Raw genomic sequence first — 13,504 nt, 5'->3', positions numbered from 1 at the left:
ATATAAAAGCACTTAATATAAAATTGAGTGCTTTTTAGTTTGTGTATTTATTTGATATTTTGGTAGCATTTTAAGATCATTGAAGAATAATTGCCTAACATGAAATTTCCATGAATTTTATTGATCCTGTCTAATCCTGATAAGAACAATTTTAAAGCAGTCGCGTATTTTGCTAAATCAAAATAAATCTTACCTTGTTGATATTGAATTACGTTAAGATTTTCAGACTGTGCATCACTAATGGTAGATGAATATTTATTTACTATTTTAAATATTTTAAAGGCTTCTTTGTTTCTTCCTAACTGAAAGTAAATAACACCTAAAGAATTAAGTAATAGTAGTTCAATAGGATTTTTAGGAATTGGCTTTGAAACATTCATAGAGTATGAAATTGCCACCTCAAAGTAATGCTGGCAAGCCAATAAATCATGCTTAACTTGATATATTGAACAGCTATAATAGTAATAATAAGTTTGAAAGTCTAGATTAGTATTAAGAGATGCAATAATATTTTGATCATCCAAATATTTAATAAGCTTAGTATATTTATGTTCTCTACATAATTTAAAGGTTGTATTTGCAAGATAAGTATTATTGCTAAAATTTAATTTTTCTTTTAAAAAAGCTTTATCAATAGATAAATTTAGTTTGCTACATATAGCAATAAAAATAGCAGTATTTGGTATATAGTCACCATGCTCGATACTACTTATCATTCCTTGTGAGCAAATTCCTTCAGCCAATTCTTTTTGAGAAAGCTTTTTATTTATCCGTTCTTGTTTAATTGTTTTACTTATTTTTTTAGAAATTACTTCTTCAAAGTTGTTCATAGTACTGTTTACTATAGCATATTAATCTTTAAAAGAAATCAAATTTCTTCCTCTGCTTGGGCTTGTAGTTTGATATTCTATTGCTTCATTAAAATTTTTGTAATTAAAAATTTGATTAATAGGTATAAATAATCTATTGTTTGAAATTTCATTCATCAAGAAACTATAGTCCTTTGGTAAAGCTGGTTTACTAATGAATTTAACACCCAATAAATCATTTTGTGCGACACTAATAACTTCGTCATTGTTCTGAATATGCTGATAAAGTTTGTCATTGATATCACTGCCGACTAAATCGATAATAAGATTGTTCTTTTGCGCTGTTGCTTCAATATCTGGTTTTATATTATATTCATTAATCTTTTGTTTTAGGTAGTTTGCTGATAAAGTTCTTGCCTTGGGGATAAATGGCACTTTTGTGAATCGTGTTAATAATTGCATTAATACTAATCCTGTCACCGAATCGGCGCCATAAATAATTATCTGTTTAAATGTATTTTTAACGATTTTAAACAAACTGAGAGCTAGATCAGCTCCACCAATTAGTCCGGTAGCTTCTTCATTTGAAACATTATCCAAAATTGGAATAGTTAAAGGTGGGATATTTGAAGTTATTTTTTCTTGAAAAGTTCCCCACGGATTTAAAATTAATACACGTTTATTGAGAAGAGATGATGAACGTAGATTTCCGATTGCTACTACTGTACCTGTTGCACCATAGCCAAGAATTGATGGTAGTTTTGTGGGGACTTGACCATTAATTTTTAATAAATCATATCTAAGCAAAGGAACAAAATTTGTTTTTACTTTAATAGAAATTGGTGAAAGAGGAATTGATGGCATTTCTTTAATTTGAGTTTTATTATATCCTGTTTGAATTATTGCTTTCATTGAATTTTCCTTTCAGTAATTGGATAATGAAAGTCTATACTGTTTTAAATAATTGTTCTAATTAGAATACTAATAATTACGGATGAATGTGTAATTAATCTAAGGAAAGTAAAAACATAATTTGGTTGGTAGTCAGAATATATAAATAAAATCTTTATATCAGCAACCTTACTCCTAGGATGTTAATCTTTCCTAATATTAAACGCATTATGATTAAAGATGTACTGACCATCATTTTGTGATGATCCATTTTATAAAGTACGAGTAGATGGTAGTAATTATGGAATAGTACAGGTAATTTTAGGAACATCTCTATATGATAAAATGCAAATAGTGGTAATGGATTATCATATGCTAAGAAAATTTTTAAGAATAATACATTGGTGGCTTATTTAATGGTAAGGCAAGTGTATAAACTGTTATTTATGTATTTAAAGTGGCTGATAAAATTTATTATAAAATAAAAAATAGATACATATTTTGTACCTATTTTTATTTTGATAGTTATAACGTTGATCGTTCGATTAAACTAACTGGAATAATATCATGCTCTAACTTAGTATCTCCGCTTTTGATTGCTTTAATTAGATGTTGACTAGCTCGTGAGGCAATTTCTACGACATTTTGTCTAATGGTAGTAAGTTCGGGAAATGAATATTTGGCAATTGGAGCATCATCAAAGCCAATAATTTTTACATCTCCCGGAATATTTAAGCGAAGGTCGCGTGCAGAAACTAGAATATCGGCAGCTAGAGTATCGCTTGTAGCAAAAATGCCCAAAGGTAATTTTTGTTTTTGAACTAAACTTCGTAGGATAGTTCTAATTTCTAATCTTCGCTTGTCTGAACCCTGTTTATAAGCAGGGTTTAGGCAGAAAATTGAATTATCAATTTTACTGTTTAAATTAAGCGATTTAATAGTATTTTTAAAGCCCCGTATTCGATGCTTAATAGATGAAGAGCCATCAATTACTGTAAATAGTAATGGTTGGGTACCTGCTTCAATTAGAGCTTTAGTAGCTATTTTTGCTCCAGTATAATGATCCGATCCCACATAAATTGTATCTTGATTTTTAGGTTCACGGTCAATACAAACAACTGGAATATCTCGGCTAAGAATTTTAGTATTAAAAGGATTATCACCAGAAATTACAATTAAGCCATCAATCTGTTTTGATTCTAACATTTGGAGGTAAGTCATTTCTTTTTGAGAATTACGTCCAGTATCACAAATAATAGTGGAATAATTATTAGAAAAAAAGTTGTTTTCTATTTTTTCAACTAGTGAAGAAAAGAAAGTATTTGCTAAGTCTGGCACAATAATTCCAATTGTATTTGAGCGTTGCATTCTAAGACCTTTGGCAAAACTATTAGTTTGATAATTATATTTTTTAATGGTTGCAAGTACGCGTTGCTTTGTCTCTTCAGAAAAGCGCCCATTATTGTTAATGACGCGTGAGACAGTTGAAGCTGATACACCACTTAATTTAGCGATTTCTTTGATAGAAACTTTATTACTCACGATTAATTTTAATTCTCCTAAATCATTAATTAATGTGAGCTATTATGACCAATCATTAATTAATTTTTTATATCTCAGTAATATTATTTTTTATTTTATCAAACTTTTTGCTATCGTGTGCATCTTCTGCAGCTAGTTCGTCAATTCGTCTTTGGTGCCTGCCACCTTCAAATTCTGCAGCTAACCAAGATTTTACAATCATTTTTGCTAATTCAGATCCAACAACACGTGAACCAAAAGCTAAAATATTTGAATTATTGTGACGTCTTGATAATTCAGCTGAATATGGGTCACTAACACATGCCGCACGAATACCAGGAACTTTATTAGCAGCAATTGAAATACCAACCCCAGTTCCACAAATGACAATTCCTAAGTCATAATTACCAGCAGCTACTTCTTCACCAACTTTTTTACCATAAAGCGGGTAATCAGTTCGTTTATTCGAATAAGTACCAAAATCATAAATTTCATAACCAAGTGACTTAACATATTCCATAATTACAGGTTTTAGTTCGTAGCCAACATGATCAGAACCGAATGCAATTTTTAAGTTTTTCATAATTATTCTCCTCGTAATTTTTTGATAATTTCAGAATAATTTTCTTGTTTTCCAAAAAGAGTTGACGTTCCCAAAATAAAACCATCGACACCAATAGCTGATAATTCTTTGATTTTTCCTGGTGAAATAGCGCCATCAACCATTAAAGTAAAATCTTTTTCTTGCTTTTGTTGTGCTAGATTTTTAATCTTAGGAATGACAAAATCTAAAAATTTTTGACCTGCAAATCCTGGATTGACAGTCATGACCATTACATAATCTGCAAGAGGTAATAGTTCTTTAATTGTTTCAATTGAAGTACCAGGATTAATTGCAATCCCGGGACGCTTACCTAAACTTCTTATTTTCAATAATGTGCTAGTAGGAATTGGATCTGCTTCTGGATGAATATAGATAATATCAGCCCCAGCATTACTGAATAAGTTAATATATTGATTTGGATTTTTAATCATCAAGTGAGCATCCATAGGTAAGGAGGTCAGGCTACGAATTGCTTTATAGTCTTCTAAACCTAAAGCAAAGTTAGGTACAAAAATACCGTCCATAATATCCATATGGAAAATATCAACGCCAGCTTTAATTAAATTAGAGACCTCAGATTTAATGTTGGCTAGATTAGCGCACATCATTGACGGACATAGTAATCGTTCCATAAATTATTCTCCTTTTTGAACAATCGTTTTCTCAGAAATGAATTTAACATTGAATTAAATAATAGTCAACCCGAACATTTTTGTTTGTTATATCAGCATATTCATAATTGCTATTTAGGTTGATGGTTGACAAATTAAAAAAGCATGCTAATATATCATTTAAATTAGAGAAAACGTTTGCTCAAAAAATATCAAGGAGGATTAACCAAATAAAAAGAAAAGTTAATTAATAACTAGCGTGTCTGTTTTGCAATTCATGATATTTTTTTGTAATTTTTTGAAAAAATATGAAAAATAATTATTGAAATATGAAAATTATTGATTATAATTGAAAATGTAAACGATAACAATTATGGATAAGATGAAATGAAAGGAATCTATCACATGGAATTAAAATTAGCTACAAGATTAAATGCATATCTACCCCACTATAATAATGATCTGGAAAAAGTCTTTGAACAATTAGAAAAAGTAGGTATCAACTATGTTGATATTAATTTTCCACAACAAACTCTTGGCATTACTCCAGAACATATGAAAGAGATGCTTGATAAACATAATCTACAGCCAAATGGAATGGAGATGCGTTTTGAAACACACTATTTGACTGGAGATTTGGGTAATCCAGATGAAAAACTTTATCAAGATGCCATCAAAATGTGTAAAGAAGCCGCAGATTATTGCCATGCAATTGGTGGATCAATGATTAATATTTGGAGTGCGCATGATGGCTTTGATTATAGTTTTCAAATAGATTACGTTGAATATTGGAATAGAATTGTCAAAGCGTGTCAAGAAGTTGCAGATTATGCTCCTGACATTAGATGGAGTATTGAATATAAGCCATATGAACCTCGTGGCTATGCTTTCGTTGATAGTATGGGAATAGTAGAAATGATGCTCCATGATATTAACCGCAAAAATTTTGGAGTTTTACTAGATTATTGCCACATGTTGATGAAACATGAAAATCCAGCAATGGGTACTGCACTATTCTGTAGTAGAAAACAACTTTTTGGCGTCCACTTAAATGATGGATACGGAGTGCATGATGACGGATTAATGGTTGGTACAGTAACGCCTTTTAAGACACTTGAATTTTTATATTATATGAAAAAATATAATTTTGACGGCATGATTTACTTTGATACAGAACCTGTGAGAGAAGATCCTTCAGATGAAACAAAATCAAATATTGAAATGCTCAAGTATTTATTAGATTTACTTGATCAAATAGGTATGGATAAAATTCAGCAGGTTATTGACTCTAATGATGGAGTGAAGGCAAGAAATTTAATGCTCGAATTTTTACAAAAATAGATTTCTAATTTGTAAGTAAGAAGGTGCAAATCTATGGATTATAAAAAAACTGCGCAGGGAATACTTCAAGCAGTAGGTGGATCAAAAAATATCACAAATATGACACATTGCGCTACCAGACTAAGATTGACTTTGAAAAACGACAATGTAGATGATACTAAGGTTAAAGCAATTGATGGGGTAATAAATGTTGCCCGTGGAGGTGGTCAATATCAGGTTTTAATAGGTCTTGATGTTCCTAAAGTATACGATGCCTTTGAAAGTCTAGTGAACGGTTCAGGAAATACAAACGTTGAAACTAAACCAGAAATTCATGGTTTAAAAGATTGGATAAATAATTTGTTTACGGCTATTGCGGGAATATTTGCTCCATTATTACCGGCATTGGCAGGTTCAGGAATTTTATATGGATTATTACTTTTGAGTAGCCAGCTAGGATTAGTAAGTCAAAAAAGTGGTACTTTTGTGATTTTAACTGCTGCTTCTAAGGCAGTATTCTATTTCTTGCCAATTCTATTAGCTTTTTCCGCATCTAATCGATTTAAAGTCAGTCCATATATTGGTGCTTTAATTGCGGGGGCCTTGTTATTCCCAGATTTTATCCAGCTGATGGGTAATCATGGTAATGGTGCGATGTCATCTTTTATGGGAATACCCGTAGTTTTAATGAATTATAACTCAACAGTTGTGCCAATTTTGATTTCCATTTGGGCATATTCATACCTATATAAATGGCTGGAAAAGCATGTTCCAGAAAATTTACAGTTAGTTATTACACCTTTAATTTCTTTATTAATAATGGTTCCATTAACAGTAATTGTTATTGGCCCATTGGGAGTATACGGCGGTCAAATTGTCGGTGATGCTGTCAATTGGCTAATTAAAAATGCCCCAATTCTTTGTGGCATTGTAGTTGGTGGCGGGTGGAGTTTCTTAGTATCTTTTGGTATTCATTGGGCGGTTAATCCAATCATGATTAATAATATTGCTACTAAAGGATTTGATTATATTTGCCCGTTGACGTTTGCTTGCAATTTTGCTGTTATTGGTACTGCCTTTGGCGTTTGGTTAAAAACGAGAGATAAAGAATTAAAAAATTTCTCTATAACTGGTGTCATTACAATTTGTTTATCGGCAATTATTGAACCAACTTTATTTGGTTTGTTAGTTAAAAACCGAAAGATTTGGTTAGCACAAATAATAGCTGGAGCAGTTGGTGGAGCTTATCTTGGTTTAACTAAAGTATTTACTACGGCATTTGTATTTGGTAGTGTAACTACTTTTCCAGCATTTATCTCTAAATCAGGTGGCAATTTTATTAATGCAATGATTGGACTTGGGATTTCTACAGTAGTAGGTATAGTTCTAGGGTTCTTAGTTACAAGTAGAGAAGAAAAATTGGCGTAGAAAATTTTTGATAGTATAATTGAAAGGAAGTGAAAGAGTTATTAAGTATTAGTTATGGAGAAAAATATTTGTTACCTGTTGAGAGACAAAACAAAATTTTAACAATTTTAAAAAATAATAAGATGATTAAACTTGATGAATTGCATCAACAAATTCCTGAAGTATCATTATCTACGTTAAGAAGAGATATTAAAGTTCTTGAAAAAAAGGAAAAGATTGAGTACCTTTTTGGTGGAGCGATTCAGCTAGTATCAAAGATTGGTGAAATATCTTTTATAAAAAAAGCAACGATGCATTTACAAGAAAAAGAAGAAATTTGTAAATTAGCTTCAAGCATTATTCAAGATCATGACACGATATATATTGATTCAGGATCGACGTGTACACTTCTTTTAAAGCAAATAGTTAATAGAAAAGTTGTTATCTATACTACTAATACACAGGTTTGTAGTATTTTAGGTGATTTAGTTGCTGATGTTGTTTTAATTGGCGGTAATTATAATGGTTTTACCTCGTCTTTGACTGGTTCCTTAACCGAGGCAACCTTAAAAGATTTACATTTTGACAAAGCCTTTTTTGGCATTAGTGGTGTAAATGTTGAAACAGGTTATATGACACCATCAATTGAAGAATCTTCTAAAAAAAGAATAATTAGTCAACGGTCGATTCAATCTTATATTTTATGCGATAGCAGTAAGTTTGGTGTGACATCAACAGTGAGTGCTTTACAATTAAAGGAGGCAACTTTGATTTCTGATCAGTTTGATAGTGAAATTGCTGAGGGTACGCAGATGATAGTTCCTAAGACTTTTAAGTCGTAAAAAGGGAGGATAAATGTGTTTAAGTTATTTTCCAGAAAAGTAAAAGCTGAAATAGTTGCTCCAATTTCAGGTAAGTTAGTAAAGATAACTGATGTAAAAGATGATATATTTTCGCAAAAAATGATGGGTGATGGTTTTGCAGTTATCCCTAGTGGTGATACAGCTGAAGTAGTTGCTCCAATTGATGCAGAAATAATTATGATTCCAGAAACGAAGCATGCAGTTGGTTTAAAGAGTAAACAAGGATTAGAAATTTTAATACACATTGGGTTAGATACTGTTAACCTTAATGGAAAGGGATTTGAGCTACTTGTAAATCAAGGAGATAAAGTAACTAAGAAGCAACCTTTGATTAAAATTAAACCAGATTTTTTTGAAAAACAAGGTTATGATCCAACTACGATAGTTGTATTTACTAAAGGGTTTGACAGAGAAATAGTTCCGGTTCCTGAGTACGGCTCACTAATTAATGCAGGCGAAGTTGTGCTTGAATCACTATAGTATCAATAATAAGCTTAATATTTTTTTAATGAACAGATATAAAAAGCTTAGAAATTGTTAATATTTCTAAGCTTTTTGTTTTTTTAAAATATAAATAAAAATAGTTAGCGCAGTCACTAATATTAAGTCTAACTAATGTGAGGCTAGCTTTAATTTATTTTATAGCTATCTTTTTTATGTGAATTGAATTGTTAAGATAATAAAAAGCAATATTCTTCATTATCATAATGAAGAATATTGCTCTAAAATCTATTTAACTAAAAAATTATTTTTTGTTTTCAGGAGCTTTGTCCGTCTTGCTTGGTGTATCTACTGGGTGATCAGTTGGTACATCAGGTAGTGGATTAACAATTTTAGCTTGTTGTTCCTTTTCAACAATTGGCTTTAACCAGTTAATTTCTGCTTTTAAATAAGCACGATATTTTTTAGCATAACTAGCATGATTCTTAGAAAAGTGCTTCAAAGTATCAGTATATAGGTTTAAACGCTTTAACTTAGAAAGTTTGCGTCCCTTCTTGATAGCAGCATTGTAATATTTATTGGCAGCTTTATGCTTTTTGGACCATTTGGCATTAGTTTTAATTAACTTAGCCTTTGGTTCTTTAGTCTTGGCTTCTTCTTTAGGCTTTTGTGCATCAGCATTCGGGTTTGGCGCAACAACTTTGTTGTCTTCTTTAGGCTTTTGTGCATCAGCGTTAGGTGCAGTTACCTTGTTGTCTTGACTAGCCTTTGAATTGTCAGTAGTTGCAGTATTGGCATCAGTTTTTGCAGTATTGTTAGTTACTTGATTAGTAGTATCAGCTAAAACAAGTGCAGATTGACTAATAATTGGGGAAACGGCAGTAATACCTGCTACAGCAAGGGTAACTATTTTTTTATTAAATTTCATAACTTTACCTCTCTAATTAATAAATACCTATGTATAAATACCTATGTATTTTAACACAGAACATATTAAGGATTGTAAATTAATTGTTAAGTTATGATTACAGAAAGTAAGATTTCTTACCAATTTTTGTAAAATTATAAAATTTAGCGGACAGGGAGTAATTAACTAGATAAAAATAGCTCCAATTACTTCTATTTATTTTGATGCTGGACATAAAGGTACACAGGCCAGCCACTCAGAGTGAGTAAAATACCGATTAAAGCTAAAATGGGTTGGGTAAGGGTGGTACTAATGACGATAAAGCCAGCGCCACTAATAGCTAGAATAGGTGGTAGTGGATACCAGGGAGTCTTATATGGCCGCTGGAGGTTAGGCTTTTTAATTCGTAAGAGCATAACGCCAATAAATAATAGGATTGAGAAAATCCAAGAAACATAAACTAGCATATCAGTTAGTGAGTCAAAAGTTCCGGAAAAAATCATAATGGTCGCGACCAAACACTCAAACAGCATGCTATTTGTGGGTACTGCTGTTTTTTGATTTAGGGTGCCAAAAAATTTGGCACCAGGTAATTTGTTTTCTTTTCCAAGAACATATGGCATCCTTGATCCTAACAGCAGGTGACCATTAATTGCTCCGAAAATTGAAACTAAAATTCCAAAACTAATAATGATACTCCCAAAATTGCCGAACAACTGTTGCGACGTCAAAAGCGCCGTTGCTTGATTGCCCACAATTAGTTTCCAAGGAAGTATTTTGATGAAGCTCCAATTAAGCAAGGTATAAATGACAGTTACCCCAAATAATCCCCAAATGATTGCTTTAGCAAGTGTTTTGGCTGGATTTTTAATCTCACTAGCCAAATTACCAATGCTTAACCAACCGTCGTAAGCAAATAAAACTGCTAACAAAGCTTGGCCAAAGGCAACAGCACCACTTGCAGATGAAATTTGTGGTCGAGGAGCTGAAACTAAATGGTTTTGATTGCTAATGACGGCTAATACAATGATAGCTAGAATGGGAATTAATTTAATTATCAAAGCAATTTTTTGAACTTGTCCACTTAATTTAGAACCAAGCCAATTAATAGCAAGAATTATAAGCATGACAATCAGTGCAATTGCTGTAATTGAAAGGTGACTAAAGCCAGGAATTGCTTTAAGTTGAGTTGCAAAAACGATAGTTAAAGCGCCAATGTTAGCTGGATAATAGATAATAATTAATGACCAACCAAATAAAAAAGCAACTTTGGGACCATAAATTTTTTCGAGGTATTTAACCGGACCACCTTCTTCAGGGAAAATTGCAGCTAATTCGGCGATGCTTAAGCCCGCCATCAGCGTGATAAATCCAGCAAGTGGCCAAACAAGAATACTCAGCCAAGGGTTATGGGTAAGTGTAGAAGTATTAGCAATTTTAAAAAAAGCACCACCGCCAATCATTGTCCCCATGACGGTTGCCAAAGCTGCAAAGAAGTTTAATTGTCTTTTCATTGTTCAATACCTTATTAAATCAAAATTAAATTTATCATTGTAATTATAGGATAAGGTTTGCAAAATAAAAAGATTATTTGTAAAAGATAATTAATAAACTTAAAGGAAATAGAAAATATTTACTTCTTGCATACTTGAAGGCAATTACGTGTTATTATTTGGAGGAAATAATGTTGATGATCTTTCTTTTATATGTATAAAGGAGAAAAAATGAGTAAAGTTACAGTAGTCGGTAGCCTTAATTTTGATACTAATCTACGAGTAAAGCGGATGGCAAAACCTGGCGAAACAATCCATGCTAAAGATCACTATTCTGCTGCCGGTGGGAAGGGTGCTAATCAAGCAGTTGCAGCAGCTCGAGCTGGTTGTACTGTGAAATTTATTGGTGCTGTTGGTAATGATGCACCAGGTAAGGAATTGCTTGCCGCACTTAAACAGGAAAAGATTGATACAAGTGGAGTTATGATAGTTGACCAAGAATCAACGGGGCAAGCCTACATTACTGTTGATGATGCTGGGCAGAATTCAATTACAATATATTCTGGTGCCAATTATCGCTTTGACCAAAATTATGTTAGTCAGAATAGATCATTACTCACTGATAGCGATTTTGTTGTGGCTCAATTTGAGACGCCAATTGCGGCCACTATTACAGCTTTTGAAATAGCTCATCAAGCTGGGATTAAAACCATTTTAAATCCTGCTCCTGCAATGGAAGAAATCCCTTCAGAATTGCTTAAATTAACAGATATAATTATTCCTAATGAAACAGAAGCTGCTACAATTACTAATGTACAGGTTGTTGATGAAGCTAGTGCTAAAAAAGCTGCTGAAAAATTACATCAGCTAGGTGTGGCTACAGTCATTATCACTATTGGCTCCAAGGGAGCTTTTTATGATTTTCAGTCTAAGAGTGGGTTAGTTCCAGCATATAAAGTCAAGGCTGTCGATACCACTGCTGCGGGTGATACCTTTATTGGAGCACTGGCAAGTACTCTTAAACCCAATTTAGTTAACTTAAGTAATGCAATCAATTTTGCTAATAAAGCTTCGTCACTCACTGTTCAAAGATATGGTGCACAGCCTTCAATTCCTTATCTTAAAGAAATCGAAAAAATTTAAGTAAAGTTATTAAGCAAAGAAAAAGAGGTAGGTATTATGACAACAAAGATTGGAATTATTGGTGATGGTCATGTCGGCTGTACTGTAGCACATCAATTGATCATTTCAGAACTAGTTGATGATTTAGTAATGATTGATGTTAATGAAAAAAAGGTCAAAGCTGATGCAGTTGACTTTGAAGATGCTATGGCTAACTTGCCCAATCACGTAAATATTAAGGTTAATGATTACTCAGCTTTAAAAGATGCTCAAATTGTAATTAGCACCTTAGGCAGGATTTCGCTTGAAACTAAAGGCGATCGTTTTGAAGAACTAGAATTCAATAAAAAACAATTGAAGCCAATTACTGATGCAATCAAAAAGAGTGGCTTCAATGGAATTTTGTTAGTTATATCTAATCCAGTCGATGCAATTACTAATCTATATCAACAATTAACGGGATTACCTAAAGAACATGTGATTGGAACAGGTACTTTACTTGATACTGCACGTATGAAAAAAGTAGTAGCGCAAAAATTTGATGTTGATCCGCGTTCAGTAAGTGGTTTTGCTTTAGGTGAGCATGGCAATTCACAATTTACAGCTTGGTCGACTGTAAAAGTTTTGCAGCAACCAATTTCTGAATTTACACAAGATGGATCTTGGCGAGTAGAGGATCTTGATAATGAAATTAAAGAAGGGGGTTTTACGGTTTTTAACGGTAAGGGTTATACTAATTATGGTGTTTCAGCTGCGGCTGTTAGAATTGTTCGGACAATTTTAACTGATGCACGCACAGAATTACCAGTGTCGAGTTTTCAAGAAAAATATGACACTTATATGTCTTATCCAGCTGTTGTTGGGCGAGAAGGAATAGTTGCTAAAATTAACTTAAAACTAACAGCAGCAGAAGAGGAATTGCTACAAAAATCTGCTGAAACAATCAAAGAAAAATCGCAAGCATAATTTATAGTGAGCAAAAATATCTAATAGTTATGTGATCCTAAATCTAGGAATCATTGTTTTAAATTACTAAGCCTGTTATAATTATTAAGGCTTGAAATTTAACATTAAAAATGTTATTGTATTTAGCGTTAATCGATTAATCTATGGTTTGCAATAAAGCCATGGCAAAGGAGTAATAAACATGAAACAAGGCATTCATCCAGATTACCAAGAAGTTGTCTTTATGGACTCAGCAACAGGTGCTAAATTTGTTGCAGGTTCAACTGTAAAGTCAAAAGAAACAGTAGATTACGAAGGTAAGACTTATCCATTAATTCGGGTTGAAATCACTTCAGATTCTCATCCATTTTACACTGGCAAGCAAAAGTTTGCTCAGGCCGATGGTCGAATCGAAAAATTCAACAAGAAGTATGGTATGAAAGAGAAGTAGTATCTTTGATCTGGTGGAAGCAGTCCCATTGGGGCTGCTTTTTTATGTAAAGCCTATGGCTTATTTAAAATTGGATTAGGATGCTTTACCCAAATTTCTTTTTAGCTAGGAGAAAAATA

Annotated in this window: 14 protein-coding genes; 7 read left to right on the top strand and 7 right to left on the bottom strand. The window is 32.4% G+C overall.

All coding sequences use genetic code 11. The features are described from left to right. Positions 1-47: 47 nt before the first annotated feature. The 5 genes from F5ESL0225_RS06605 to rpe form a co-directional block, all read right to left on the bottom strand. Positions 48-830, bottom strand: a complete 783-nt coding sequence (locus F5ESL0225_RS06605; RefSeq protein WP_122048109.1) for a helix-turn-helix domain-containing protein — start codon at positions 828-830, stop codon at positions 48-50. A gap of 21 nt (positions 831-851) precedes the next feature. Continuing rightward, positions 852-1,721: a hypothetical protein gene (locus F5ESL0225_RS06600; protein WP_122048108.1), complete on the bottom strand. Its 870-nt coding sequence runs from the start codon at positions 1,719-1,721 to the stop codon at positions 852-854. 504 nt (positions 1,722-2,225) lie between these two features. Continuing rightward, positions 2,226-3,242, bottom strand: a complete 1,017-nt coding sequence (locus F5ESL0225_RS06595; RefSeq protein ID WP_122048107.1) for a LacI family DNA-binding transcriptional regulator — start codon at positions 3,240-3,242, stop codon at positions 2,226-2,228. 67 nt (positions 3,243-3,309) lie between these two features. Further along, positions 3,310-3,804, bottom strand: coding sequence for a ribose 5-phosphate isomerase B (gene rpiB, locus F5ESL0225_RS06590; protein WP_122048106.1), 495 nt, complete (start codon positions 3,802-3,804; stop codon positions 3,310-3,312). Positions 3,805-3,806: 2 nt separating this feature from the next. Continuing rightward, positions 3,807-4,457 carry a ribulose-phosphate 3-epimerase gene (gene rpe, locus F5ESL0225_RS06585; protein ID WP_122022170.1) on the bottom strand — a complete coding sequence of 217 codons (651 nt, stop codon included), beginning with the start codon at positions 4,455-4,457 and terminating at the stop codon, positions 3,807-3,809. Positions 4,458-4,823: 366 nt separating this feature from the next. Between rpe and F5ESL0225_RS06580 the strand changes: the two genes are divergently transcribed. From F5ESL0225_RS06580 to F5ESL0225_RS06565, 4 genes are read left to right on the top strand one after another with little or no spacing between them, the layout of a single operon-like run. Then, complete coding sequence (locus F5ESL0225_RS06580; protein WP_233551944.1) at positions 4,824-5,777, top strand: sugar phosphate isomerase/epimerase; 954 nt, start codon at positions 4,824-4,826, stop codon at positions 5,775-5,777. Between the two features lie 33 nt (positions 5,778-5,810). Beyond that, positions 5,811-7,184, top strand: coding sequence for a PTS transporter subunit EIIC (locus F5ESL0225_RS06575; RefSeq protein ID WP_122048105.1), 1,374 nt, complete (start codon positions 5,811-5,813; stop codon positions 7,182-7,184). A gap of 29 nt (positions 7,185-7,213) precedes the next feature. Next, a complete protein-coding gene (locus F5ESL0225_RS06570; RefSeq protein ID WP_147440877.1) occupies positions 7,214-8,005 on the top strand; it encodes a DeoR/GlpR family DNA-binding transcription regulator in 792 nt (263 codons plus the stop codon). 15 nt (positions 8,006-8,020) lie between these two features. After that, positions 8,021-8,506 (top strand): PTS glucose transporter subunit IIA, encoded by a 486-nt coding sequence (locus F5ESL0225_RS06565; protein WP_122022166.1) that lies wholly within the window; start codon positions 8,021-8,023, stop codon positions 8,504-8,506. 265 nt (positions 8,507-8,771) lie between these two features. On the opposite strand, the gene F5ESL0225_RS06560 is transcribed toward F5ESL0225_RS06565, so the two are convergent. Together F5ESL0225_RS06560 and F5ESL0225_RS06555 are read right to left on the bottom strand one after the other, a co-directional pair. Further along, complete coding sequence (locus tag F5ESL0225_RS06560; protein WP_122048104.1) at positions 8,772-9,395, bottom strand: hypothetical protein; 624 nt, start codon at positions 9,393-9,395, stop codon at positions 8,772-8,774. A gap of 191 nt (positions 9,396-9,586) precedes the next feature. Then, positions 9,587-10,888 (bottom strand): APC family permease, encoded by a 1,302-nt coding sequence (locus F5ESL0225_RS06555; protein ID WP_122048103.1) that lies wholly within the window; start codon positions 10,886-10,888, stop codon positions 9,587-9,589. Between the two features lie 210 nt (positions 10,889-11,098). Here F5ESL0225_RS06555 and rbsK point away from each other — a divergent pair, with 210 nt between their 5' ends. From rbsK to F5ESL0225_RS06540, 3 genes are all read left to right on the top strand, one after another. Continuing rightward, positions 11,099-12,010: a ribokinase gene (rbsK, locus tag F5ESL0225_RS06550; protein WP_122048212.1), complete on the top strand. Its 912-nt coding sequence runs from the start codon at positions 11,099-11,101 to the stop codon at positions 12,008-12,010. 36 nt (positions 12,011-12,046) lie between these two features. Beyond that, the gene (locus F5ESL0225_RS06545) at positions 12,047-12,955 is read left to right on the top strand and encodes an L-lactate dehydrogenase (protein WP_122022162.1); all 909 of its coding nucleotides are present in this window, start codon (positions 12,047-12,049) and stop codon (positions 12,953-12,955) included. Between the two features lie 181 nt (positions 12,956-13,136). Beyond that, a complete protein-coding gene (locus F5ESL0225_RS06540; RefSeq protein ID WP_090092385.1) occupies positions 13,137-13,385 on the top strand; it encodes a type B 50S ribosomal protein L31 in 249 nt (82 codons plus the stop codon). Positions 13,386-13,504: the final 119 nt, after the last annotated feature.

The organism is Lactobacillus sp. ESL0225 (assembly GCF_003692905.1).
Taxonomy (GTDB): Bacteria; Bacillota; Bacilli; order Lactobacillales; family Lactobacillaceae; genus Lactobacillus; species Lactobacillus bombicola.
Note: the sequence above shows the minus strand (reverse complement) of the source record. Positions and strands in the feature narration are given on the sequence as shown.